The 24312-nt window shown below is 52.6% G+C and carries 30 protein-coding genes and 1 pseudogene; 14 read left to right on the top strand and 17 right to left on the bottom strand.

Features of this window, described 5'->3' with window-relative positions:
- Positions 1-3: 3 nt before the first annotated feature.
- From GA0061070_RS16390 to GA0061070_RS16365, 6 genes are all read right to left on the bottom strand, one after another.
- Positions 4-252, bottom strand: coding sequence for a DUF7446 family protein (locus tag GA0061070_RS16390; RefSeq protein ID WP_060707431.1), 249 nt, complete (start codon positions 250-252; stop codon positions 4-6).
- 15 nt (positions 253-267) lie between these two features.
- Positions 268-480 carry a hypothetical protein gene (locus GA0061070_RS16385; protein WP_074169021.1) on the bottom strand — a complete coding sequence of 71 codons (213 nt, stop codon included), beginning with the start codon at positions 478-480 and terminating at the stop codon, positions 268-270.
- Positions 481-566: 86 nt separating this feature from the next.
- Positions 567-797 (bottom strand): phage filamentation protein Fil family protein, encoded by a 231-nt coding sequence (locus tag GA0061070_RS16380; protein WP_090137108.1) that lies wholly within the window; start codon positions 795-797, stop codon positions 567-569.
- Positions 787-993: a DUF4761 family protein gene (locus GA0061070_RS16375; RefSeq protein WP_080461359.1), complete on the bottom strand. Its 207-nt coding sequence runs from the start codon at positions 991-993 to the stop codon at positions 787-789. Before GA0061070_RS16375 ends, GA0061070_RS16380 begins: the two co-directional genes overlap by 11 nt.
- Before the next feature lie 10 nt (positions 994-1003).
- Positions 1004-1207 carry a hypothetical protein gene (locus tag GA0061070_RS16370; protein ID WP_090137107.1) on the bottom strand — a complete coding sequence of 68 codons (204 nt, stop codon included), beginning with the start codon at positions 1205-1207 and terminating at the stop codon, positions 1004-1006.
- Between the two features lie 10 nt (positions 1208-1217).
- Positions 1218-1499 (bottom strand): Cox family DNA-binding protein, encoded by a 282-nt coding sequence (locus GA0061070_RS16365; RefSeq protein WP_000130011.1) that lies wholly within the window; start codon positions 1497-1499, stop codon positions 1218-1220.
- Between the two features lie 222 nt (positions 1500-1721).
- Here GA0061070_RS16365 and GA0061070_RS16360 point away from each other — a divergent pair, with 222 nt between their 5' ends.
- The 3 genes from GA0061070_RS16360 (at position 1722) to GA0061070_RS16350 (ending at position 3833) form a co-directional block, all read left to right on the top strand.
- Entirely contained in the window at positions 1722-2201 is a 480-nt protein-coding gene (locus tag GA0061070_RS16360; RefSeq protein ID WP_090137106.1) for a hypothetical protein, read from the top strand.
- 261 nt (positions 2202-2462) lie between these two features.
- The gene (locus GA0061070_RS16355) at positions 2463-2783 is read left to right on the top strand and encodes a helix-turn-helix domain-containing protein (protein ID WP_090137105.1); all 321 of its coding nucleotides are present in this window, start codon (positions 2463-2465) and stop codon (positions 2781-2783) included.
- A gap of 69 nt (positions 2784-2852) precedes the next feature.
- Complete coding sequence (locus GA0061070_RS16350) at positions 2853-3833, top strand: phage integrase (RefSeq protein ID WP_090137104.1); 981 nt, start codon at positions 2853-2855, stop codon at positions 3831-3833.
- A 176-nt stretch (positions 3834-4009) separates the two neighbouring features.
- On the opposite strand, the gene cpxP is transcribed toward GA0061070_RS16350, so the two are convergent.
- Positions 4010-4504 carry a cell-envelope stress modulator CpxP gene (gene cpxP, locus GA0061070_RS16345; RefSeq protein ID WP_090137103.1) on the bottom strand — a complete coding sequence of 165 codons (495 nt, stop codon included), beginning with the start codon at positions 4502-4504 and terminating at the stop codon, positions 4010-4012.
- A 151-nt stretch (positions 4505-4655) separates the two neighbouring features.
- On the opposite strand from cpxP, the gene cpxR reads away from it, so the two are divergent.
- Together cpxR and cpxA are read left to right on the top strand one after the other, a co-directional pair.
- Positions 4656-5354, top strand: coding sequence for an envelope stress response regulator transcription factor CpxR (gene cpxR, locus GA0061070_RS16340; protein ID WP_090137102.1), 699 nt, complete (start codon positions 4656-4658; stop codon positions 5352-5354).
- Positions 5351-6724 carry an envelope stress sensor histidine kinase CpxA gene (gene cpxA / locus GA0061070_RS16335; RefSeq protein ID WP_090137101.1) on the top strand — a complete coding sequence of 458 codons (1374 nt, stop codon included), beginning with the start codon at positions 5351-5353 and terminating at the stop codon, positions 6722-6724. Before cpxR ends, cpxA begins: the two co-directional genes overlap by 4 nt.
- Before the next feature lie 32 nt (positions 6725-6756).
- Here the strand turns inward: cpxA and yiiM are convergent, their stop codons facing one another.
- A complete protein-coding gene (gene yiiM / locus GA0061070_RS16330) occupies positions 6757-7431 on the bottom strand; it encodes a 6-hydroxyaminopurine reductase (RefSeq protein WP_090137100.1) in 675 nt (224 codons plus the stop codon).
- 160 nt (positions 7432-7591) lie between these two features.
- On the opposite strand from yiiM, the gene GA0061070_RS16325 reads away from it, so the two are divergent.
- Entirely contained in the window at positions 7592-8488 is an 897-nt protein-coding gene (locus tag GA0061070_RS16325) for a dihydrodipicolinate synthase family protein (protein WP_090137140.1), read from the top strand.
- Positions 8489-8576: 88 nt separating this feature from the next.
- On the opposite strand, the gene kdgT is transcribed toward GA0061070_RS16325, so the two are convergent.
- From kdgT to GA0061070_RS16310, 3 genes are all read right to left on the bottom strand, one after another.
- Positions 8577-9560: a 2-keto-3-deoxygluconate transporter gene (gene kdgT / locus GA0061070_RS16320; protein WP_090137099.1), complete on the bottom strand. Its 984-nt coding sequence runs from the start codon at positions 9558-9560 to the stop codon at positions 8577-8579.
- Between the two features lie 255 nt (positions 9561-9815).
- Positions 9816-10436: a superoxide dismutase [Mn] gene (gene sodA / locus GA0061070_RS16315; protein WP_090137098.1), complete on the bottom strand. Its 621-nt coding sequence runs from the start codon at positions 10434-10436 to the stop codon at positions 9816-9818.
- A 337-nt stretch (positions 10437-10773) separates the two neighbouring features.
- Entirely contained in the window at positions 10774-11322 is a 549-nt protein-coding gene (locus GA0061070_RS16310) for a helix-turn-helix domain-containing protein (RefSeq protein WP_090137097.1), read from the bottom strand.
- A 103-nt stretch (positions 11323-11425) separates the two neighbouring features.
- Between GA0061070_RS16310 and GA0061070_RS16305 the strand changes: the two genes are divergently transcribed.
- Positions 11426-12088: an AzlC family ABC transporter permease gene (locus GA0061070_RS16305; protein ID WP_090137096.1), complete on the top strand. Its 663-nt coding sequence runs from the start codon at positions 11426-11428 to the stop codon at positions 12086-12088.
- Positions 12088-12411 carry an AzlD domain-containing protein gene (locus GA0061070_RS16300; RefSeq protein ID WP_090137095.1) on the top strand — a complete coding sequence of 108 codons (324 nt, stop codon included), beginning with the start codon at positions 12088-12090 and terminating at the stop codon, positions 12409-12411. Before GA0061070_RS16305 ends, GA0061070_RS16300 begins: the two co-directional genes overlap by 1 nt.
- Before the next feature lie 38 nt (positions 12412-12449).
- Here the strand turns inward: GA0061070_RS16300 and GA0061070_RS16295 are convergent, their stop codons facing one another.
- A complete protein-coding gene (locus GA0061070_RS16295) occupies positions 12450-12662 on the bottom strand; it encodes a YdgH/BhsA/McbA-like domain containing protein (RefSeq protein ID WP_090137094.1) in 213 nt (70 codons plus the stop codon).
- A 114-nt stretch (positions 12663-12776) separates the two neighbouring features.
- Entirely contained in the window at positions 12777-13616 is an 840-nt protein-coding gene (fdhD, locus tag GA0061070_RS16290) for a formate dehydrogenase accessory sulfurtransferase FdhD (protein WP_090137093.1), read from the bottom strand.
- A gap of 237 nt (positions 13617-13853) precedes the next feature.
- Here fdhD and fdnG point away from each other — a divergent pair, with 237 nt between their 5' ends.
- The 6 genes and pseudogenes from fdnG (at position 13854) to GA0061070_RS16260 (ending at position 20943) form a co-directional block, all read left to right on the top strand.
- A complete protein-coding gene (gene fdnG / locus GA0061070_RS16285; RefSeq protein WP_090137092.1) occupies positions 13854-16904 on the top strand; it encodes a formate dehydrogenase-N subunit alpha in 3051 nt (1016 codons plus the stop codon).
- A 12-nt stretch (positions 16905-16916) separates the two neighbouring features.
- Positions 16917-17819, top strand: coding sequence for a formate dehydrogenase subunit beta (gene fdxH / locus GA0061070_RS16280; protein ID WP_090137091.1), 903 nt, complete (start codon positions 16917-16919; stop codon positions 17817-17819).
- Positions 17816-18451, top strand: coding sequence for a formate dehydrogenase cytochrome b556 subunit (fdoI, locus tag GA0061070_RS16275; RefSeq protein WP_090137090.1), 636 nt, complete (start codon positions 17816-17818; stop codon positions 18449-18451). The genes fdxH and fdoI overlap by 4 nt, the downstream gene beginning before the upstream one ends.
- Positions 18448-19377, top strand: coding sequence for a formate dehydrogenase accessory protein FdhE (fdhE, locus tag GA0061070_RS16270; protein WP_090137089.1), 930 nt, complete (start codon positions 18448-18450; stop codon positions 19375-19377). Before fdoI ends, fdhE begins: the two co-directional genes overlap by 4 nt.
- 301 nt (positions 19378-19678) lie before the next feature.
- On the top strand, positions 19679-20590 hold the full coding sequence (locus GA0061070_RS16265) for an alpha/beta hydrolase (protein WP_090137088.1): 912 nt from the start codon (positions 19679-19681) through the stop codon (positions 20588-20590).
- A gap of 17 nt (positions 20591-20607) precedes the next feature.
- Positions 20608-20943, top strand: a pseudogene (locus GA0061070_RS16260) (nuclear transport factor 2 family protein).
- 47 nt (positions 20944-20990) lie between these two features.
- Here GA0061070_RS16260 and fabY read toward each other — a convergent pair.
- Genes fabY through yihX form a run of 4 tightly spaced genes read right to left on the bottom strand, consistent with a single transcriptional unit; the run spans position 20991 to position 23876 of the window.
- Positions 20991-21932 (bottom strand): fatty acid biosynthesis protein FabY, encoded by a 942-nt coding sequence (gene fabY, locus GA0061070_RS16255; protein WP_167353587.1) that lies wholly within the window; start codon positions 21930-21932, stop codon positions 20991-20993.
- Positions 21933-21976: 44 nt separating this feature from the next.
- Positions 21977-22414: a D-aminoacyl-tRNA deacylase gene (gene dtd, locus GA0061070_RS16250; RefSeq protein ID WP_007369330.1), complete on the bottom strand. Its 438-nt coding sequence runs from the start codon at positions 22412-22414 to the stop codon at positions 21977-21979.
- Positions 22411-23283 carry a virulence factor BrkB family protein gene (locus tag GA0061070_RS16245; RefSeq protein WP_090137086.1) on the bottom strand — a complete coding sequence of 291 codons (873 nt, stop codon included), beginning with the start codon at positions 23281-23283 and terminating at the stop codon, positions 22411-22413. The genes dtd and GA0061070_RS16245 overlap by 4 nt, the downstream gene beginning before the upstream one ends.
- Complete coding sequence (gene yihX, locus GA0061070_RS16240; RefSeq protein WP_090137085.1) at positions 23277-23876, bottom strand: glucose-1-phosphatase; 600 nt, start codon at positions 23874-23876, stop codon at positions 23277-23279. Before yihX ends, GA0061070_RS16245 begins: the two co-directional genes overlap by 7 nt.
- Positions 23877-24312 lie beyond the last annotated feature (436 nt).

Below are 24312 nucleotides of genomic sequence, written 5' to 3'. Positions count from 1 at the left end.
TGCTCATGATGCGTGCCCCACTTTCTCAGCCTTCAAAACCATGCGGCTACCGTCCGACAGGTTCCAGCCGATTTCCCCGCCCTCAGACATAACCAACTGCCAAACTAATTGCGCAGCTTCGTTAGTCACATCACGACCAGGATCGCTACCAACGCGAAGGCGGCGCCCTTCCCCATCATCGCGCATCTTTGCCAACTGAATTTTTTTAGTCAGCGGTGAAAAACCTAATTGAAGTTTCGCTACGTTACTCATGCAAAAGACCTCTATTTATAAATAACCGTAAGGAGAAGAAGGAACGGAAGATCGCTGCAATTCGTCAATGCAGTGCTGGCGCAGGTTGCTAATAAAATTAACGGTTACTGATCCGCTGGCTGAAAGGGTTAACTCACCATCACGGCGGGTTTTAATGGTTAAGCCTTCATTTTCGATAGCAGGTAAAAGAACATGCAAAATGAAGCTATATTGATCACGTCTGGTCATAATCTCTTCCTCAAAAAAAGAATGAGCTGAACCGCCGCCACTTAACAAAGAGGCGGAGAAAGCAGAGTTGATTTTTTAAAACCGAATTACTTAATTAGCTTTTTAAATAATTCAGCCAGTGTAAGCAGGAAGCCTTTATTTATTCTTTGGGTATAAATAAACGGTTTATTTTTACCTTTGATAAATTGAACCTTCGCCGGTTCGGGCTTAAAAAATCTTCCGTCCGGCGTTTCCAGCCAGCCGCGTGAGTTCTTGAAGTGTATGACCTGGCACCCGTGCTTAAGCAGGCTTGCCAGTGATGGGCCTTCATCGTGCATTACTGCCCCCTTGCTTATACATCTGATCAACCGTGCGCATGGCTTCCGCTAAAGCAAAGTCACGCCCGTAATAATCGCCATTGCTGGAAATACGATAAGAGTGCTTAGACGTAAAAGGATTACGCGGGCATTTTTGAATAGTGAAGCCACGATATAAATATGAGTGACGACTTAACTGTATTAATTGCACAGCCACAAAAGCCCCCTCACATTCCCAATTTAAGCAATTCACCATCAACATGGTGGGCCACGTCTTTGGTTATTTTCTTAATCAGCTTTTTATCCCTGATCATAAACTCGCCGCTATTGGTGCGAATCATGAAGCCCGTTTGCATATCTTTTAAATGGGTGTCAAGAATGTCGTTGCATTCACGCACCCGGTTTTCGTGGTTGGCTGTTTTCTGGCTCATCGCGATAACCTCAAAGACCGATCCACAACAACCACGCGTCGCGCTGTTCTCTCGGACGGTTGTAATAGGCGTCACGCATTGCGCGGTTGAACTCAGGGATATAGATCCAGTTCTCAGCACGGGCGCCCAGGCTTTCCGGGTTCTTCCACGGGATGATCGGCAACTTACCGTCTTCAATCATGCTCTTAACCGTGGCGGGCTTCTTACCGATCAATTCGGCAAATTTTGGGTATGGAACTGCGTCAACAGCGTGACGCACTTCAATGAACCCCTCTAACTCTTTGTCTGTCATAGTATTAATTCCTCATGTCAAATTATGCCGGGATTTTTAGCCATGCCCGGCGCATGGTTTTGTGGTAATTTCGCTATGCCATCTTCGGCCAGGAAGTGAACGGCATAACCATCACCCAACAAGGAGAAAACAATGTCCGATACGGATAAATTTCACGTACCCAGAAAACCCGCCCCATCCCCAGAAAAAGGGCAGAGCGGTGATGAAGAGGATTAAATAGCCATGAACAACCAACCAACTGAACGTAATCCCAAGCATGATTTGGTATTTCGAATCTGGAACAGCTATTGGCTCGAATGCATTGCAGAAAAATACAATCGGCGGATTGATACTGTAATCAACGCAACAATGCTGATTCTTGGCGCATCCGTATTCGCCGGTAGCCAGTTCAGTTGGTTTTCTGGTGGTGTTATCGCAATTCTTAGTGGATGCCGTATCGCTTGGAACTTCGGGCAGAGGGCTGAAGCAGCAAAACAGCAGGCGCGGCGCTACGCAGTTCTTCTCGATGAAGCCAATAAACTCAGCATTGACGAACTCGCTGGACGACTCTCCATGATTGAAGAGTTTGACAGTATCGTCATGGAGTGCATGGACAATCCCGCAAGAAGCAAAGCCAGTATCTCTATGGGTCTTAATCATCGGGAATCACTCTGTTTATCTGAAAAATTGATTGCAATGCTTACTGTTGGTATCCCTCACTGAATTACTGCTTTGGAACTACACCATCAGCACGGTATCGTTCTTTTACTTTCAGCATTCCCGTGTAACTTCCATTCTTGAAATATCTACGGCGGAATTCAGCAACATGGATTCCGTCACTTCTGTTGCCCTGCTCAAGTCTTCCACTCATTTGTGCTAATCTCCGCATTAGCGCTAGGCGCTTATTTCAGCTTGTAACTGCTTATATTGGCGGTTGCCTTTTCGTTGTAATGGTATCAATTGAGACCCACTAAGGAGAAGGATATGGTATCAAATGAGACCCAGTCAAGCGGGATTGGGGAAAAAATTCGAGCAATTAGGGATGCTGAAGGGCTATCCAGAACTCAATTCTTTGAATTGACAGGTATTCCGGCAGGTACTCAAAAGCATTACGAGATGGGGAGAAGAGAAGGAGTTGGTAGTGAAATTTTGTTGAAGATCACACAACACCCCCGTTTTGCAAAATATACGCTCTGGCTAATGACTGATAAGACCGCCCCGCAAGCTGGTCAAATCGCACCGGCTCTCGCACACATTGGGCCAGAGTCAACGGAATCAGACCACTCCGAGAAACAAACTGGCTAACCATATATAAACATTACATTTTCACTATCTGTTACCAGGATGGGGAAATAAACGCCGGAGGGCTTTCTTATGTCAATTAAGAAGCTCGAAGGTGGTCAATATGAAGTAGACGTATGGCCGCGCGGACGTAACGGAAAACGTATCCGCAGGCGATTTGAGAAGAAACAAGAGGCGGTTCTTTTTGAGCGTTATGTATTAGCCAACGCCGACAAAAAAGAATGGCTGGGCGCGAGCGTTGACCGCCGCACCTTAAGCGAGTTGTTAGATACCTGGTGGCTGCTGTACGGACAGACTCAGGAAAATGGCGAGATTGAAAAGCGGCACCTGAATAAAACAATCAGGGCGCTTGGCGATCCAGCCGTTAACCGACTGAACAAGCGAATGATTGCTCAGCACCGAGGCCAACGGCTGGAAGACGGTATCAGCGCAGCAACGATCAACCGGGATATTTACCGCTTATCCGGGATGTTCAGCACGTTGATAAAACTGGAAGAGTTCAGGAAGGACAACCCCTGCAAGGGTCTGGAACCACTGAAAGAAGCGCCGCCAGCTATGACCTATCTAGCAAAATCAGAGATCAGCAGATTACTGGATACTCTGTCCGGCGACGATCGACGCGTAGCACTGCTATGCCTCAGCACTGGCGCACGCTGGGGCGAAGGCAGCACGCTGCGAGGTGAGCAGGTTAATCACGGGCGCGTGACGTTCCTTAAGACCAAAAACGGAAAAAAGCGCACCGTTCCGATATCGGAAGAACTGGAGAAAGAAATCAAGACCAGCGACACCGGGCCACTGTTCAAAGTTGACTATGAAAACTTCTGCGAACGGCTCAAACAGGTTAAGCCCGATTTACCACGCGGGCAGGCCACGCATGTGCTTCGGCACACATTTGCAAGCTGGTTCATGATGAACGGGGGGAACATTATTGCGTTACAGCAAATTCTGGGGCACGCCAGCATACAACAGACGATGGTTTATGCTCACCTTGCCCCCGATTACCTGCAACACGCGGTAACGTTAAACCCTCTCGGCGGCGGGCTGGCGGTATGACAATATTGTCTACATCTTGTCTACACCCGTAGCGCTATATCCTTCTTGTAACTGCTTATGGTTGTTGCAAGGAGGATTGATTTATAAGGGATTTTTTCTAAGTACCTGATAAAAAAAACCCCACATCATGTGGGGGAAGACAGGGATGGTGTCTATGGCAAGGAAAAACAGGGTTGTTACCTGGTACTGCTGCTACTTAACTCGGTCATCGGTGAACTTTGCTGCGTTTGTGCTACGCTGCGTAACTGGTTCATCCGTTGTTGATGATTCTGGTTCAAAACCGCTTGCTGCTCCGGCGTGAGCAGGTTGTACATCTGGTTGCGCACTCTGGCCATTTCAACCTGACGAGCTACCTGTTCCTGCGCCATTTTTTCTGCCTGAGCGTGCACAGCGCTTTCATCAAATTTTTCTGCGATGACAAGGCGATGCATTGTCTCCATTTCGCTAACATTAACAGGAGGCTGATCGTGCCGCGCCTGTTGCATGAGATCCCGCATCTGTTGACGCTGGTGTTCCGTTAAATTAATACCGTCGAACATATGGCTCTGAACACTGCGCAGCGCGAATCCCTCTGTAGGGTGCCAGTTATCGCCTGTTTCAACATCAGCAGCACAACTAACCGTGCTTAACACCAGCGTTGAGGCCATGACGGCAACGGTAACAATGCGCATCATTTGCTCCAGTAACCTTTTCGTCTCTCGATTCAACGATAATAAGTCTACGATTCAGGCTGCAAACATGCGTCAGGGGGTGTAAAACAACGTAAAGTCATGGATTAGCGACTCTTGATGACGTAATTTCTGCCTCGGAGGTAGTTAAACAATGAATAAAATCCTTTTAGTAGATGATGACCGAGAGCTTACTTCCTTGTTAAAGGAGCTACTCGACATGGAAGGTTTTAACGTGCTCGTCGCCCATGACGGAGAGCAGGCACTCGATCTCCTCGACGACAGCATCGACTTGCTTTTACTCGATGTCATGATGCCGAAGAAAAACGGCATCGATACACTTAAAGAGCTACGCCAGACACACCAGACACCGGTAATTATGCTAACTGCGCGCGGCAGCGAACTTGATCGCGTCCTTGGCCTTGAGCTGGGCGCGGATGACTATCTGCCGAAACCCTTTAACGATCGTGAACTGGTCGCGCGTATTCGTGCGATCCTGCGCCGTTCCCACTGGAGCGAGCAACAACAAAGTAGCGACAATGGTTCATCCACGCTGGAAGTGGATGCCCTGAGCCTCAATCCGGGCCGCCAGGAGGCCAGTTTTGATGGACTTTCACTGGAACTCACAGGCACTGAATTCACGCTGCTCTATCTGCTGGCTCAGCATTTAGGCCAGGTGGTTTCACGTGAACATCTGAGCCAGGAAGTGCTGGGTAAACGCCTGACGCCGTTCGATCGCGCCATCGACATGCACATCTCCAACCTGCGCCGTAAATTGCCGAATCGCAAAGATGGGCATCCGTGGTTTAAAACCCTGCGTGGTCGCGGTTATCTGATGGTCTCCGCTTCATGATAGGAAGTTTGACCGCCCGCATTTTTGCCATCTTCTGGTTAACGCTGGCGCTGGTGCTAATGCTAGTGCTAATGGTGCCGAAGCTGGATTCCCGTCAAATGACGGAGCTTCTGGACAGCGAACAGCGGCAGGGCGTGATGATTGAACAGCATGTCGAAGCAGAGCTGGCAAATGACCCGCCGAACGACCTGATGTGGTGGCGTAGGCTGTTTCGCGCTATCGACAAATGGGCGCCGCCGGGTCAACGCCTGCTGCTGGTCACCAGCGAAGGACGCGTCATTGGTGCCGAACGCAACGAAATGCAGATCATCCGCAACTTTATAGGCCAGGCGGATAATTCGGACCATCCGCAGAAGAAAAAGTATGGCCGGGTTGAGATGGTAGGACCTTTCTCCGTCCGCGACGGAGAAGATAACTATCAGCTTTATCTCATCCGCCCTGCCAGCAACTCACAATCTGACTTTATCAATTTGCTGTTTGACCGCCCGTTACTGCTGCTGATCGTCACCATGCTTATCAGTTCGCCGCTGCTGTTATGGCTGGCGTGGAGCCTGGCGAAACCCGCACGTAAACTGAAAAACGCGGCGGATGAAGTGGCACAGGGCAACCTGCGACAGCACCCGGAGCTGGAAGCCGGGCCGCAGGAATTTCTTGCCGCCGGGGCCAGTTTTAACCAGATGGTGACCGCGCTGGAACGCATGATGACCGCCCAGCAGCGCCTGCTATCCGACATCTCCCATGAGTTGCGCACGCCGCTGACACGTTTACAGCTTGGTACTGCGCTGCTGCGTCGCCGCAGCGGTGAAAGTAAAGAACTGGAACGTATCGAAACGGAAGCTCAGCGGCTGGACAGCATGATCAACGATCTGTTGGTGATGTCGCGCAATCAGCAGAAAAACGCGCTGGTCAGTGAAACCGTGAAAGCCAATCAGATGTGGAATGAAGTGCTGGATAACGCTGCCTTCGAAGCCGAGCAGATGGGCAAATCGTTCACGGTGAATTTCCCGCCAGGTCCGTGGCCGCTGTACGGTAACCCCAGCGCACTGGAAAGCGCGGTGGAGAATATCGTTCGTAATGCGTTGCGCTATTCGCACAGCAAAATCGAAGTGAGCTTTGCAGTGGATAAAGACGGCATCACCATTAACGTGGACGATGACGGCCCCGGCGTCAGTCCGGAAGATCGGGAACAGATTTTCCGCCCATTCTACCGCACCGATGAAGCGCGCGATCGCGAATCCGGCGGCACGGGCCTCGGGCTGGCGATTGTCGAAACGGCTATTCAACAGCATCGTGGCTGGGTGAAAGCTGACGACAGCCCGCTTGGCGGGTTACGCTTGACGCTCTGGCTACCGCTGTACAAACGCTCCTGATAAAACGCCCTCTCATTGCAGAGGGCGTTTTTTTATTTTCCCCACAGTCGGCGCGACGGATCCTCAATCTTGCCGTGAGTGCGTCGATTCTGCATGGTGCGCGTCCAGCTCGCCGACAACCCCGCAGCCGAAAGCAGACGGTGATATTGTTCATCATCAAACGGCTGAAACCACGCAATCGCTGCCGCGTCATACACGCTGACATCGCTAACTCGCGAGAGCAATTCAAGCGGCGCTTCTGCCGATACTTTTCCCGCAGCAACAACACGATAAAGCCAGCCGACGTGGCCGCTGGCCTGCATCTGCGCAGAAATGTCGCTAATGCCGAAATGGAAGTTAAGTTTGAAGCAGGGCGAGCGCGGCTGCGTCACCTGAATTAGCGTATCGCCCCAACGAAAAATATCGCCGATAAACACGTTTTGCTCGGTCAGACCTTCCGATGAGAGGTTCTCGCCAAACGCTGGCGCGCAAAACAGCGCGGTCTGCTCCGGGAACATCTGCGCCCAGTGAGCATAGTGTTCACGCGGATAGTGGCACAACGCGCGATCGGTGCCGCCGTGGTAACTTTTTTCCGCCTGCTCATCACCCGCGATGCCCAATTCCGTGAGGATTAGCTCGCCTTCCACCTGCAATTTAGCAATCGCGCTTGGCCGACTGCCGTCATAATCCCTTATTTTTCCAGTAAAAACGTCTACCTGATATTGCATGTTCCCTCCAGACGCTCGTCGTAATCACGCTATTACATCACATTTGTTTGCTGACCTAACCTGCAAAAATGCGACATTCATGCCGATCCGCATTAACCGGGCGTGCTATCACTTAACACAGTATTTGAAACGCAATTTCATTAATCATAGAGGTTACAACGTGATCCGCGAAACATCTTTCTACGGTGTCTGGTGCCCTTCCATCACGCCAATGAACAACGAAGGGAAGCCTGACCTTAGCGCGCTGAGCCAGCATATCGCCCGGCTGGCAGAAGCGAAAATCGATGTGGTTTTGCTGATGGGCAGCATCGGCGAATTTGCCTCCTTCTCGCTGGAAGAGCGGTTGCTCTTGATCCGTGAAGCGCGCGGCATGTCGCCGATAACCATGGTGGCTAACGTCTCATCCACCTGCTTTAATGATATTCTGTGGATGGCTGATGAAGCCTGGCGCACCGGCTATGACGCGGTCATGGTGCTGCCGCCTTACTATTACGCGCAAACGCAAAATCAATTGTTGAGCTACTTTCGCGCCCTGGGCAAAGCGATAAGCGGCAAATGGTTCGCCTATAACTTTCCGGCGCGTACCGGCTGCGACCTTACGCCGGAACTGGTCGCTACGCTGGCTGCGGAATTCCCGGACTTCGCTGGTATCAAAGACACAGTCGATTGCCAGTCGCATACCCGTAATCTGATTCAGGCAACTGCGCAGGTGCGTGAGGATTTTGCCGTGCTGTGCGGCTACGACGAGTACTTCATCCCCAATCTGCTGGTAGGCGGCGCGGGCGTCATTTCCGGGCTGAATAATGTGATGCCTGAACTGTTTGTCCAGGCGCGGGAAGCGTGGCGACAGGAAGATTTGCCGACGTTGCATGCAATCCAGCAAGAAATTGGTAAATTTATGGCGATTTACGCAATTGGCGACGACTTCGTGACCACCATCAAAACCGTAGTATCACGCAAGTTTGGTTACTGTACCCCGATTTCACGCAATTTTGGCGGCACGCTGGATGAAGCACAGTGCCAACTTATCGATCAGGTGTTTGGGATTTGCCCATGACGGGAAAGTGGCTGGATTACTGGAGGCCTGCACGGTGGCCGGAAGTTTTGTCGGCCCGGTAAGCGTAGGAGCGCCCCCGGGCAAACGGTTATTTCACTGCGTTACGCATCACCACTTCAGCCTCTGTCGCTTTCATCTTGCGAGACCAGACGGACGTTAAAATCGGCACCAGAATCGACGTGATAATCACCGAGGTCGCTACCAGCGAGGTTGCGGACGGGGCCATCGTTTTAAAGCCCGGCACCATTTCGGCGATTATCACTGGCGTTGCCACTGCCGCCCCCGCAGAACTGGAGGCCGCCAGCCCTGCTGTCCCATCACCGCCGCCAATCAGCTTATCAGCGATAATCAGCGGGATACCGGTAATTACAATCACCGCCAGCCCCAGAAAAATTCCCAACAAACCGGTCTGCGCAATCACGGTTAAATCAATCGTATTACCCAGTGCGAATGCAAAGAACGGGATCAACGTCTGCACCGCTTTACTGAAAAATTCCCGCAATTCCGCATCCAGATTACCCAGCACAAACCCCACCAGGAAAGGTAACACCGCGCCGACAAACACATGCGGCTCGAACGAGGCGATTCCCGCAGTACCGAGAATAATCATCGTCATCAGTGGGCCGGATTCCAGCGACATCAACACGAACGCACCAGCTTCCTCTTTGCTGCCATACTGCTGCATGATTGACGCATACAGCCCGCCGTTGGTCATATCCATCGATGCCACCAGCGCCAGCGTCGACAACCCGGCAAAGAAACCCGCCTCCACACCGTGTTCAGGAATCAATCGTGAGGCCACGGCAGCCACCACCCAGGCAACCGCTATTTTGGTCACCACCAGCGTGCCGGACTTACGCAACACGGTGCCGGTGGCGCTCAGTTTGATCGAGGCCCCCATACAGAAAAACCACACCGCCAGAATCGGCACCGTGCCGATAATCATGCCGTTAGTAAATGAACCAAAGTACTTCCCCGCGCCGGGCGCAAAGGTATGGCAGAGAGCGCCGATGAACAAAGGAACCAGCATCATCCCGCCAGGGATTTTTTCGATTGCACGCTTGATTTGCATATCTTCACCTGTCAAAAAACGTCTGATTTTTTGAGCGCTGCCCCGCTATTTTTGCGGGACAACAGCAGCGCGGACGAAGAGAAGGTAGACCGGGTCTGGCGGAAGAAAAGTGATCAAACAATCAAAACAAAACAACATTTCATTATTTTCAGATCAATATTCCTTTTATTTTACATTAGAGAAGGCGTAAAAAAACCCCGACGGCCAGGCCGGACGGGGTTTTGACCTCACGTAAATGTGAGGAGGAAGGCAGACTTATTTTTTCGCAGCGAAACGTGCCGCTGCTTCGTCCCAGTTCACCACGTTCCAGAACTCTTTGATGTAGTCCGGGCGGCGGTTCTGGAATTTCAGGTAGTAAGCGTGTTCCCACACATCCAGGCCCACGATCGGGAAACCGGACGCGCCAGAGATCGCTTCACCCATCAGCGGGGAATCCTGGTTAGCGGTAGAAACCACAGCCAGTTTGTCGTCTTTCAACACCAGCCAGGCCCAACCGGAACCAAAACGCGTGGCCGCTGCTTTTTCGAATTCCGCTTTGAAGTTGTCTACGGAACCAAAATCACGCTCGATAGCCGCTTTCAGATCGCCCTGCAAAGTGGTGCCTTTTTTCAGGCCTTTCCAGAACAGGCTGTGGTTAGCGTGACCGCCTGCGTTGTTACGCAGAACGGTTTTTTTGTCTGCCGGCAGTTGATCCAGTTTGGTGATCAATTCTTCAGCTGACAGGCTGGCGAACTCCGGCAAGCTTTCCAGCGCGGCATTCGCATTGTTTACGTAAGTCTGGTGATGTTTAGTGTGATGGATGTCCATCGTCTGCTTGTCGAAATGAGGCTCAAGGGCATCATACGCGTACGGCAGAGCGGGCAGTGTATAGCTCATTTTCATCTCCATTATTGTCTGGCGGCATATATGTTAATGCCACGTAAGCAGTTGGATCATTATAGTTAATTAAATGATATTGAAAATGTTTATCAATGCCGTAGTTTTAATAAGGTTATAACCTTTGGTTATGTTATTGAAATTGTGAAGTTGCTCATCTCCATCACGCGTTCATTGCCAGCTCGCCATCTATCGCGGCAAACGCCTCAAGGTTAATCTCCTGACTGATTTTTACACTCATCAGGTCGGCTGCTCGTATCCCGACGATAAAAACAAAGAAGTGTTTTACCTGGCCTGACTTGATCCATCCCCTTCATATACGAAGGGGATGACAAGATTAATTCAACTCCGCAATTAAAATAGCCTGCGTATCAGATTCCAGCGCTTTAAAAATATGCTCCTGATCCGCTGGGTAGCAGATGTAATCCCCTTCACCTAACTCTTCTGCCGCTTCGGTTGGCCCCACCAGCGCCCGCCCCTGAGTCACAATAATATGTTCGACTGAGCCCTGTGGATGAGGATGCGAAATACGGTCCGCGCCCGGCTGCGTCAGCAGCAGGTAGATATCACGCCGTGCGCCTGGCGGGCAGGCAGCCAGTAAAATCGCCTGGTAGTTAGCCCGCCCGGCAATAACTTTGGTACCTTCACCGCAGCGAATCACCTGTGTTTTCGGGTTTTGTGGTTCCAGCAGGCGGGCAAAGGGAATATTCAGCGCCACGCACAATGCCCACAATGTTTCCAGGCTGGGATTGCCATTCCCGGCTTCCAGTTGTGACAGCGTGGATTTGGCGATCCCGGCACGGCGGGCAATTTCTGCCAGCGAAAGGCCGGTTCGCTGACGCTCGCGCACCAGACTTTTGGCTATGATGCTAATTGGTTGTGTCATACACGACCTCAAACGTTCATTAAATCGAACGAATCGTTCTTATTGAAAAACGATCCTGATGTGTTCATTATAATGGATAAACGTTCGATACGGCTAAAGTGAGATGCTTACACAACACTTCACATCGCTAAAAGGCGACACCATCAAAGCAATATTCCTTGTTTGCCTGGCGGTCGGCGTCGTCGGCGTCTCCTGTGGATCGCTGGCGATGGCTTACGGCTTTCCGATGTGGGTGCCGCTTGCGCTTTCTACGCTGGTACTGGCGGGCGCCAGCGAGTTTATGTTTATCGGCATTGTCGCCAGCGGCGGTAATCCGTTGGCAGCCGCAGTTGCCGGATTACTGGTTAATGCCCGCCATATACCTTTTGGCGTCACGGTGCGTGAACTGGTCGGTCAGCGGGCGGCGGGATTTATCGGTTGCCACATTATGAATGACGAAAGCGTGGTGTTTGGTTTGTCGCAACCTACGCCGGAACAGCGCAAGGCCGCTTACTGGTTATGCGGGTTGTGCATCGCGTTGCTGTGGCCTGCGGGTGTACTGGTGGGCGCAGCGGTTGGCACGTTGTTACCGGCACCGGAAACCATCGGGCTCGACGCAGTATTCCCCGCGATCCTGCTGGCGCTGGTGTTACCGGCGCTGCAAAAACGCACCACACTTGTCCGCGCTTCCAGCGGTGCTCTGTTATCACTGGCAACGGTTCCCTTTGCCCCGGTTGGCTTACCGGTACTGCTCTCTTTACTGGGTTTACTGACGAGGAAAAAATAATGGCCAGCGTTTCCTTAATTATCGGCGGTATTGCGGTTCTTTCCGTTGGCACTTATTTGATGCGCTTCGGTAGCGCAAAACTCGGCAGCAGGCTGGCACTCTCAGAGCACTCACAGGCACTGGTTTCCGATGCAGCAACGACGTTGTTGTTCGCGGTCGCGATGGCGGCCATGCTCTATGAAGGGGATCATTTTGCCGGAATGGCACGTGTGCTGGGCGTGGTGTTTGCCCTTTTCCTGGCCTGGCGAAAGATACCGCTTATTGTGGTGATCATCTCGGCGGCTGTAGTGACGGCGTTGTTACGCCTGGCGGGTATGCATTAAAAAAGCGCCCGCAAGCGCTCTTTCGACAATATTGCAATTTATTTGGTCAGCTCGGCAGTCATATGAACCTGGTTGCCGTTGTAAGCTTCAGTAATGTGGTAAGAAGAAGCGCCTGCCTGCTGAGCCTGAGCGGCGATTTGTGCTTCCGCACCGCTGAGAGTTGAGTCAGTTACGCTTACAGACTGGGCAGCAAAAGAACCGAAAGAAGCAGACAGAGCGATAACAGCGACAAAATTTTTGATGTTTTTCATGATATAAACCCTTACGTTAATTTGTTGTAATGAGGCGTTATGCCTCGATGAGATAAATACTAGACCTGTTCATTCACAACAAAAAGCGGAAGGATTTGTTGTCATTACTCAAAATTATTGACAAACAATCAAGCGCTGCGGATGGGTATAAATGGTCGCCCTGCCCGGCTTACAAAAACCCACCAGCGTCAGATTGCAGCGTTCCGCTACTTCTACGGCCAGCGTTGTCGCCGCCGATACCGCAAACAGAATTTCAACGCCGCACATCGCCGATTTTTGCACCATTTCATAGCTGGCGCGGCTGGACACCAGCACGGCTCCTTGCTTCCACGCCTCACCTTCACGCGCGCGATGACCAAGCAGCTTATCCAGCGCCACATGACGCCCTACATCTTCATGGCCACCCGCCAGTTCGCCGGATGGCAACATCCACGCCGCCGCATGCGTACAACCGGTTAACTGCCCGACAGGCTGAAAATCGGTTAAATGCGCCAGCCCGTTATCCAGTAATGCCAAATCAAAGCACTGCGTGAACGGCAGCGGCGTTATCGGCTTGCCGATATCGTTGAGCTGTTCCACACCGCACACACCGCAGCCGGTTCGCCCGGCCAACGCGCGGCGCCGCTCTTTTAATCCCATAAAACGGCGGCTGGAGAGTTCGATTTGCACTTCGAGGCCGTTACAGGAAGGAACCACATCCATGCCGTAAATTTCCGCCGGGTTTTCGATAATCCCTTCGGATAAGGAGAAGCCAATCGCGAACCACTCGAGATCTTTTGGCGAGGCCATCATCACCACATGGGAGATGCCGTTGTAAACCAGCGCGACAGGAACTTCTTCCGCCAGCATATCCGGCTGCGTTTGCTGTAAATCGGTGCGTTTCCACAGGGAAACCTCGCGGGCCCCTGTGACTGATGTTGCATTTTTGTGCTTTTTAGGGTGCAAATCGTTCACTTTGTCTTAACCGTCATCAAACAAGCGTACCAACAATATGGTATTCTTCGCATATATCCCTTGGGGAAAAAGGGAATAGCAACGATTCTGAATTTTTCATTCCAGAATAGACCTACCTATATTGTGGTAATCTCTGTTGCTAATCCCGTGAATGAGGGATTACCAGTAATTCTGAACCTTTGCGAAAACCACCGCAAAGAAAAAACGATAAGAGTAATGTCGAACCAGGAGCAAACCATGCAGGTCAGCAGAAGGCAGTTCTTTAAGATCTGTGCTGGCGGTATGGCAGGAACAACGGCTGCGGCATTGGGTTTTGCCCCCAATATCGCGCTTGCGGAAACACGGCAGTATAAGCTGCTGCGCACCCGTGAAACCCGTAATACCTGCACATATTGTTCCGTCGGCTGTGGGCTGTTGATGTACAGCCTCGGCGACGGTGCCAAAAACGCCAAAGCGTCAATCTTTCATATAGAGGGTGACCCGGATCATCCGGTAAACCGTGGCGCGCTGTGCCCGAAAGGCGCAGGTCTGGTGGATTTCATCCACTCGGAAAGCCGCCTGAAATACCCGGAATACCGTGCGCCAGGCTCCGATAAATGGCAGCGCATCACGTGGGATGATGCGTTTGACCGCATCGCGAAGCTGATTAAAGCAGACCGCGACGCCAACTTTATCGCGCAGAATGCTGAAGGTACCACCGTCAACCGCTGGCTGAGCACCGGGATGCTGTGCGCATCCGCGTCCAGCAATGAAACTGGTTATTTAACACAAAAATTCACCCGCGCACTCGGCATGTTAGCCGTCGACAACCAGGCGCGTGTCTGACACGGACCAACGGTAGCAAGTCTTGCTCCAACATTTGGTCGCGGTGCGATGACCAACCACTGGGTCGACATAAAGAACGCCAACCTTATCATTGTGATGGGTGGGAACGCGGCTGAAGCACATCCGGTGGGATTCCGCTGGGCGATGGAAGCCAAGATCCATAATGGCGCGAAGCTGATTGTTATCGATCCGCGCTTTACGCGTACCGCCTCTGTTGCGGATTTCTATACGCCGATTCGTTCCGGTACTGACATTGCCTTCCTGTCAGGCGTGTTGCTGTACCTGATGACCAACGAAAAATATAACCGCGAATATACCGAGGCCTATACCAACGCCAGCCTGATCGTGCGGGAAGATTTTGGTTTCGAAGATGGCCTGTTCACCGGCTATGACGCGGATAAACGTAAATACGACAAAACCAGCTGGAACTACGAACTGGATGAGAAAGGTTTCGCCAAACGCGATACCACGCTCACCCATCCGCGCTGCGTATGGAACCTGCTGAAACAGCATGTTTCTCGCTATACGCCGGACGTGGTTGAAAACATCTGCGGGACACCAAAAGCGGACTTCCTGAAGGTGTGCGAATACATCGCCGAAACCAGCGTACATGATAAAACGGCCTCGTTCCTCTATGCGCTGGGCTGGACGCAACACTCTGTCGGTGCGCAAAACATTCGCACCATGGCGATGATTCAGCTACTGCTGGGGAACATGGGGATGGCTGGCGGCGGCGTAAACGCCCTGCGCGGTCACTCCAACATTCAGGGGCTGACAGACCTTGGTTTGCTGTCACAAAGCCTGCCGGGCTATATGACGCTACCGAGTGAAAAACAGACCAATCTCCAGACCTATCTTGCCGCCAACACGCCGAAACCGCTGCTGGAAGGCCAGGTAAACTACTGGGGTAATTACCCGAAATTCTTTGTTTCGATGATGAAAGCCTTCTTTGGCGACAAAGCCACAGCGGAAAATAACTGGGGCTTTGACTGGTTGCCGAAGTGGGACAAAGGCTACGACGTTCTGCAGTACTTCGACATGATGTACAAAGGCAAGGTGAACGGCTATGTGTGCCAGGGTTTTAACCCGGTAGCCTCGTTCCCGAACAAGAACAAGGTTGTGGCATCACTGTCGAAGCTGAAATTCCTGGTGACCATCGATCCGCTGAACACCGAAACCTCGACCTTCTGGCAAAACCACGGCGAGTCGAACGATGTCGATCCGGCGAAAATCCAGACCGAAGTGTTCCGTCTGCCTTCAACTTGCTTTGCCGAAGAGAACGGTTCGATCGTGAACTCTGGACGCTGGTTGCAATGGCACTGGAAAGGCGCTGACGGCCCAGGCGAAGCCGTGACCGATGGTGAGATCCTCGCCGGTATCTTTACACGCTTGCGTAAGATGTATGCCGAAGAGGGTGGTGCGTGCCCGGAACCGGTGCTGAATATGACCTGGAACTACTCCACCCCGCACGAACCGGCATCGGAAGAAGTGGCGATGGAGAGCAACGGTAAAGCACTGGCAGACATTATCGACCCAGCGACGGGCGCGGTGATTGTCAAAAAAGGCCAGCAGCTTAGCTCGTTTGCCCAACTGCGCGATGATGGCACCACCTCCAGCGGTTGCTGGATCTTCGCCGGTAGCTGGACGCCGGACGGCAACCAGATGGCACGTCGCGATAATGCCGATCCGTCAGGTCTTGGCAATACGCTGGGCTGGGCGTGGGCATGGCCGCTTAACCGCCGCATTCTTTACAACCGTGCCTCAGCCGATCCGCAGGGTAAACCGTGGGATCTGAAGCGTCAGTTGCTGAAGTGGGACGGTGCGAAGTGGGGCGGCGTGGATATTCCGGACTATAGCGCTGCCGCGCCAGGTAGCGATGTCGGGCCGTTTATCATGCAGCCGGAAGGGATGGGTCGCCTGTTTGCTATTGATAAGATGGCAGAAGGGCCGTTCCCGGAACACTACGAACCGTTTGAAACGCCGCTGGGCACGAACCCGCTGCACCCGAACGTCGTATCCAACCCGGCAGCCCGTGTCTTTAAAGACGATCTGGAAGCCATGGGTAAAGCGGATAAATTCCCGTATGTCGGCACCACTTACCGTCTGACCGAACACTTCCACTACTGGACCAAGCACGCGCTGCTTAACGCTATCGCGCAACCTGAACAGTTTGTGGAGATCGGTGAGAAGCTGGCAGGCAAATTGGGCATCGTTCAGGGTGATATGGTTCGTGTCTCTTCCAACCGTGGCTATATCAAAGCCAAGGCGGTGGTGACCAAGCGTATCCGCACGCTGAAAGTGAACGGCAAAGATGTCGATACCATCGGTATTCCTATTCACTGGGGTTACGAAGGTGTGGCGAAGAAAGGCTTTATCGCCAATACGTTAACGCCGTTCGTCGGCGATGCGAACACCCAAACGCCAGAGTTCAAGGCGTTCCTGGTGAATGTGGAAAAGGTGTAACGGAGACGACTTATGGCTTATCAATCGCAAGACATCATCCGTCGTTCCGCAACTAACGGCTTCACGCCCGCGCCACAGGCGCGGGATCACCAGCAGGAGGTGGCGAAACTTATCGACGTCACCACCTGTATTGGCTGTAAAGCCTGTCAGGTGGCCTGTTCCGAGTGGAACGACATCCGTGATGAAGTGGGACATAACGTTGGGGTGTATGACAACCCGGCGGATCTGACCGCGAAATCCTGGACGGTTATGCGCTTCTCAGAAGTGGAGCAGAACGACAAACTGGAGTGGCTGATCCGTAAAGATGGCTGCATGCACTGCGCCGATCCTGGCTGTCTGAAAGCATGCCCGTCAGAAGGAGCTATCATTCAGTATGCCAACGGCATTGTCGACTTCCAGTCAGAGCAGTGCATCGGCTGCGGTTACTGCATCGCGGGCTGCCCGTTCGATGTGCCACGACTGAACCCGGAAGACAATCGCGTCTACAAATGTACGCTGTGCGTCGACCGTGTCACCGTGGGCCAGGAACCGGCATGCGTGAAAACCTGTCCAACCGGCGCTATCCACTTTGGCTCCAAAGAGGATATGAAAACCCTCGCTGGCGAACGTGTCGCAGAGTTGAAAACCCGAGGCTACGATAACGCCGGGCTGTACGATCCGACGGGCGTTGGCGGAACACATGTGATGTACGTGCTACACCACGCCGACAAGCCGAATCTGTATCACGGCCTGCCGGAAAACCCGCAGATCAGTACAACCGTGAAGTTCTGGAAAGGCATCTGGAAACCACTTGCGGCGGTCGGCTTTGCAGCGACCTTCGCGGCCAGCATCTTCCACTATGTCGGTGTCGGTCCGAACCGTGCGGAAGAGGAAGACGATAACCTGCATAAAGAGAAAGACGAGGTGCGCAAATGAAAAAACGTGACACCATCGTGCGCTACACGGCACCGGAGCGCATTAACCACTGGGTCACCGCCTTCTGCTTCGTGCTGGCGGCGGTGAGCGGACTGGGGTTTTTCTTCCCCTCTTTCAACTGGTTAATGGGGATTCTCGGTACGCCGCAGTTGGCGCGCATTCTCCATCCGTTCGTCGGCGTGGTGATGTTTGCGTCGTTTATCATCATGTTTTTCCGCTACTGGCACCATAACCTCATCAACAAGGATGATATCTTTTGGGCGAAGAATATTCGTAAGATTGTCGTCAATGAGGAAGTTGGCGACACCGGGCGATATAACTTCGGTCAGAAATGTGTGTTCTGGGCGGCGATTATTTTCCTGGTGTTGCTACTGGTAAGCGGCGTGGTTATCTGGCGCCCTTACTTCGCGCCAGCGTTCCCTATCCCGCTAATCCGATTAGCGCTGATGGTGCATTCATTTGCCGCAGTCGCGTTAATTGTGGTTATTATGGTGCATATTTACGCCGCTCTGTGGGTTAAAGGCACCATAACCGCAATGGTGGAAGGCTGGGTCACCAGCTCGTGGGCGAAGAAACATCACCCGCGCTGGTACCGGGAAATTCGCAAGACAACGGAAAAATCGACTGAATGAGTATTCGCATAATCCCGCAAGATGAGCTGGAGAAGAGCGATAAACGCACGGCGGAAGTTATTCCGCCGTTATTATTCCCCAGGCTAAAAAATCTCTACAACCGCCGTGCAGAGCGTCTGCGCGAACTTGCAGAGAGTAACCCGCTGGGTGATTACCTGCGTTTTGCTGCGCTTATCGCCCATGCCCAGGAAGTGGTGCTGTACGACCACCCCTTGCAGATCGACCTGACAGCGCGCATTAAAGAAGCCGCTGAACAGGGTAAACCGCCGCTCGATATTCACGTCCTGCCGCGTGATACGCACTGGCACAAATTGCTGCATTCGCTCATTGCCGAGCTGAAGCCGGAGATGAGCGGCCCGGCGCTGGCAGTCATTGAGAACCTGGAAAAGGCTTCCGCGCAGGAACTGGAAGCGATGGCCAGCGCACTGTTTGCTGCTGACTTCGCCACTGTGAGCAGCGATAAATCGCCGTTTATCTGGGCAGCGCTGTCGCTCTACTGGGCGCAGATGGCCAGCCTGATTCCAGGAAAAGCCCGTGCTGAATATGGTGAACAGCGCCAGTTCTGCCCAGTGTGCGGCGCTATGCCGGTTTCCAGCGTGGTGCATATCGGCACAACGCAGGGGCTACGTTACCTGCACTGCAATCTATGCGAAACCGAATGGCACGTGGTGCGCGTTAAATGTAGCAACTGTGAGCAGACCCGTGATTTGCACTACTGGTCGCTGGATAATGAGCAGGCAGCCATTAAAGCCGAAAGCTGCGGTGATTGCGGCACTTACCTGAAGATCCTGTATCAGGAAAAAGACCCGAATGTCGAACCGGTGGCCGATGATTTAGCTTCGCTGGTGCTTGATGCGCGCATGGAGCAGGAAGGTTTTGCCCGTAGCTCGATCAATCCATTCCTCTTCCCGGGCGAAGGGGAATAATCCTGACAGGTCGCGGTAAGCTATGCTTACCCGGCCTGCCATTGTTTCCATGTCAGTCTTGCCATTCTGCTCCTGCCCCAATTTAACGCTCGTCACCGAAATTTTTCGCAACTATTAACGATTTCAGTACATTTCGCAGCGAAACATATCGCCGCTATCGGCAAAAACAAGCAGGTTCAAAAGCTATAAATCGGCTTTACGAGTAGCTTTCTAAATTTGTGCTTTCCACAAAATCAACCGTTCCCATTTCATAAAAACCAGGTTATAAGGCTGTATATTTATACAGACTAAGGTGAGCGGAATGGCACTGGAAAAAGGCATTGCCGGGTTAGTGAGCGACTTTATCGCCGCCGGGCGCCCCTCGGCACGCGCCATGAGTATTGATGAACGGCGCGCGGGTTATATCGCCAGCGTATCGCTTGCCGGGGAAACGGAAACCCGCGTTCAGGTTGAAGACGTCACGCTTGACGATATGACACTGCGCATATTCTCACCGCTGGAGGCCAACGGTAAACTGCCTGCGCTAATCTATTACCACGGCGGCTGCTTTATCAGCGGCGGGTTCGACACTCATGATAAACAGTTGCGCCAGTTAGCGTTCTACAGCGGTTGTCGGGTGATTGCCGTACGGTATCGGCTCGCACCGGAACATCGCTGGCCTGCCGCGCACGATGATGCGCTACGGGGTGCAGAGGTGATATGGAAAAATGCTGAACGCCTCAACATTGACTCACAACGAATTACGCTAGCAGGCGACAGCGCGGGCGGGCATCTGGCGCTGGTCACGGCGCTACGATTGAAGGCGGCAGCAGTCTGGCAACCTGCGCAACTGGTGTTGATCTACCCGATGCTGGATGCAACGGTCTACTTCGACAGCTATACCTTTAACGGCTCTGATTATGTAATAACCCGCGATGCGCTGTTGTCAGGCTACGAAATGTATCTTGGCGACACTGACCGCCTGCTGTCGGATGTTAGCCCGCTGTGGCGCGATGATTTCGCAGGTCTGCCGCCAGTACACATTATTACGGCGGAGTTCGATCCGCTGTGCGATGAAGGTGAAGCGCTGTACCAGCATATGACGGAACAAGGCGTAACCTGTACCTGTTCCCGCTACCTCGGCGTTATTCACGGTTTTTTCCAGCTTGCCGGTATCAGCCAGAGCGCACGGGATGTCATACAAGACGTGGCCGCACGCGTGGCCAGAGCATAAACCCCAAAGGAGAGTCGATGTCTGTCGTAAGCCCCGTAGAACAACAGTTTGCAGCGTACAATGCCCATGATATCGAAGCGTTCGTCGCATGCTTTAGTGAAGATTTCACCGCCTACCGTTTGCCCTCCACATCGCCATCGCTGCAAGGGCGGGAAGCCTTACGCGCGTTCTATGTCGAGCACCGAATAACCCGGCACTCCGCGCGGAGCTGCTCTCGCGTACGGTAATAGGGCAATAAGGTGTTCGATCACGAAAAAATCTACGGCATTGGCGAATCGGTCATCGAAAATATGGCGGTTTATGAAGTGCAGGATGGGCGCATCACCACAGCGAGGTTTTTCTTCGCGCAGTGAGTGGCAGCAATAAGACTGCGCGCCTGCATCAACAAGCACGCGGTCGGTTACTCTTCTTCGTTGCCACCCTCTACATAAGGGCCAAAAGGTTTCGCGGGCAGTACGATGTAAATCCCTTCGAAAATTGCGCCCTGTTTACCCTCGCCAAACAGCTCAACCTGAAGCTGCACGCGCGCTTTACGCCCGCGCGCCAGGCGATCGAGATCGCCGCTTAACGAGCCGAGATCGGCAATCGCGCTGGGTTTACCTTTAATTGGCGTACTGTATCGAATATGCGCATCAGCCAGAATAATGGTGCCGCCGAGATGGCGTTCGCGCAGCATCAGCCAGATCAGCCCCCAGCCAGTCAACGTCGCCAGCGAAAACAGGCTGCCGGCAAATAGTGTATGGTGCGGGTTCTGGTTGCCGGTTTCCGGCATGGTAGTGATAAATTTCTGCCCGGTATACTGCTGAATACGCACGCCCATCTTTTCGCTCAGCGGAATATGTTCGTACCAGGCTTGTTGCAGCTGCCCGCACCAGTCACCGCGATGCAGAATATCGTCCAGCGTGGCCACGGGTTTGATCATCAAAAAATGGCGCACTGGCGTCGTTTGCGGCGCGGTGATCTCCCCTTCATTGATAAACCCGAGCTTGGCAAAAAACTCTACAGCATCTTCGCGGGCGCTACAGGTCACTCGCTTCACCCCTTCCTGGCGGGCAACAGATTCCAGCGTCATCGCCATCAGCGTGCCCAATCCTTTATCCTGCACAGAAGGGTGAACGGCCATAAAACGGATTGAGGCTTCATTGTCGGCGTTGATATACAGCCTGCCGACCGCCACCATATTGCCCTCTTCATCAACTACCATCTGGTGATGCGCCATGGCATCCCATGCATCGCGTTCGGAACCTTTTGGCTGATGCAGGGGTTTGCGCAGCATTTCCCAGCGGAACTGGTAATAACGCTCTAACTCTTCTTCAGTCTGTGGTACGCGGAGGTGATACATAGCGGTGTTCTCTCTTGTGACTCTGGGCCACGCCGCAAGCTGGCTCATATCTGCAACCAGAATGTGACAGGACCATCGTTGACCAGCGAAACCTGCATATCGGCAGCGAATCGCCCGGTTTGCGTTTCCATCTGCTGGCTACGGCAACGTTCGACAAAGTAGTTATACAGCGCTTCCGCTTTATCTGGCGCAGCGCCTCTGGAAAACCCAGGACGCATTCCGCGTTCGGTGTCCGCTGCCAGCGTAAATTGCGACACCACCAGCACGCTCCCACCCGCCTGCTGGACGTTAAGATTCATTTTTCCTTCGGCGTCACTAAAAATGCGATACCCCAGCACTCGCTCGCACAGGCGGTTCGCTTTTTGTTCATCGTCTTCCCTTTCGACCCCTAACAACACTAAAAGTCCGGGACCAATTTCGCCCGTCACCTCGCCCGCCACGCTAACGCTTGCGCGGGAAACACGTTGAATTAATGCAATCATGGTTGGTCTGCTTCTTCTTGCTGTGCGGCTATTTTGAGTTTTCTGTATTCACCGAGAGTGACAGTTATTTCTGCACCTAGCAAGACGATACACCAGGTCCAATAGACCCAGAGGAACAAAATCGGAATGACAGCCAGCACGCCATAAATAAGCTGGTAGGAAGGGAACATGGTGATATAGAGGCCAAACACTTTCTTGCCCAACTCGAATAACAGAGCCGCGACAAAGGCGCCAATAATGGCGTCGCGGTTAGGCACCCGCGTCGTGGGTACAATGCTGTAAAGCAGCCAGAAAGAGAGCCAGGACAAAAGCAGCGGGAAAATCCGCAGCACATCATCAATCACACTGTTCAGTTCACTGGCCCAGCGCAGAGACAGCAAATAGGAACTAATGGCAAGGCTGGCGCCCGCCAGGAGCGGCCCAAGCGTGAGGATCATCCAGTACACCGCAAATGAGTACACATGCGGGCGAATCCGCGTACTGCGCCAGATAGTGTTCAGCGCCGAATCAATGGAGTACATCAACAGCAGTGATGTCACGATCAGCCCGCACGCACCGACAGCGGTCATTCTGGTGGAGTTCGCCACAAACTGCTCAATATAGTTCTGAATCACATCGCCAGTTGCCGGGATAAAATTGGCAAACACAAAATGACGTAGCTGAATGCTGATTTCAGAAAACATCGGAAATGCAGCAAACAGCGCGAATATCACGGCGATCAGCGGCACCAGCGAGAGCAAAGAGACGTAAGCGAGGTTCCCCGCCAACGTCGTCATATGATCTTCATCGATGCGCTGCCAGAGCAGTTTTAACCATGACCATAATGCGAGCACGCGATGTCTGGCGTGCTGCCGAACGTTTTTTAGCATAACTGCTTCGCGAAATAATTGGGGATCGTCATTTTGTCTTTCACCAGAATACTGGTAATACCCAGTTGCTCTGCACCGGCGATATTGTCAGCATTGTCATCGAAAAAGACTGCATCGTCGGCAGAAAAACCTTCGAGTGATAATACTTGCTGATAAATTCTCGCTTCGGGCTTACGCATCCCCATTTCCTGGGAAAGATAGATATGGTCGGCAGCAGCCTGGATTTCGGGATATTGCTCCGGCCAGTAGGTGGTATGCAGGCGGTTGGTATTTGACAGAACTACCACGCGATGCCCCTGTACGCGCAACTTGTGCATGATTTCGATAACGTCGCTACGCAGAGCGACAAACACTGCCTGCCAGCCGGTAGAAAATTGCTCGTAGCTCAGCGGCATTTCCATCTCTTCACACAGCGCTTTGGCAAAATCTTCGTCGCTGATCTCTCCGCGCTCATGCTGGTGAAAAGCCTCGCCCATGATGAAGCTCCGCTTCAATGTCGCCAGCGGCACACGGCTGAAATTACTCCAGGCGCCCAGTACCCGGTTAAAGTCGATATCGACAATCACATTACCTAAATCAAAGATATAGAGCATTTCTCTCTCCTTGCCTGCCGTGGAGAGTTAACTGTAGCGGTAAAGTGTGAAATTGAATAGTTTGCCGTCTCACATGTGGGATCGGGATAGGGGCTGATCTCACGATCAGCCTCCTCCCACACCACCGTACATACGGGTCCGTATACGGCGGTTCGGTTATGTTTATCGTCGCCTGCCTATAAATCCGGTAGGCCCAGTCTGATGAACAGGCGATTGGGAAGTGCTATGCTCAGTGCCGGACTACAGCTTATCCGCCATTGCTTATGGCAACTCCCTACCGTTTGCGCTGCAAGGTCTTTGCTTACTCCCCGTCTGCGCAACTCTTTGAAGCGCTTGCTGCCCGTTTTCCACTGTTTCCACAGGACACTTCGCAACCTGCGCCTTATCCACCTGTTCAGATCTCTCATCAGCGTTTGCCACTGGTTCAGTCCATAGT

The organism is Kosakonia oryziphila, from assembly GCF_900094795.1.
Classification (GTDB): domain Bacteria; phylum Pseudomonadota; class Gammaproteobacteria; order Enterobacterales; family Enterobacteriaceae; genus Kosakonia; species Kosakonia oryziphila.
The sequence above is the reverse complement of the archived record's forward strand: the minus strand, read 5'-3'. Positions and strand labels throughout refer to the sequence as shown.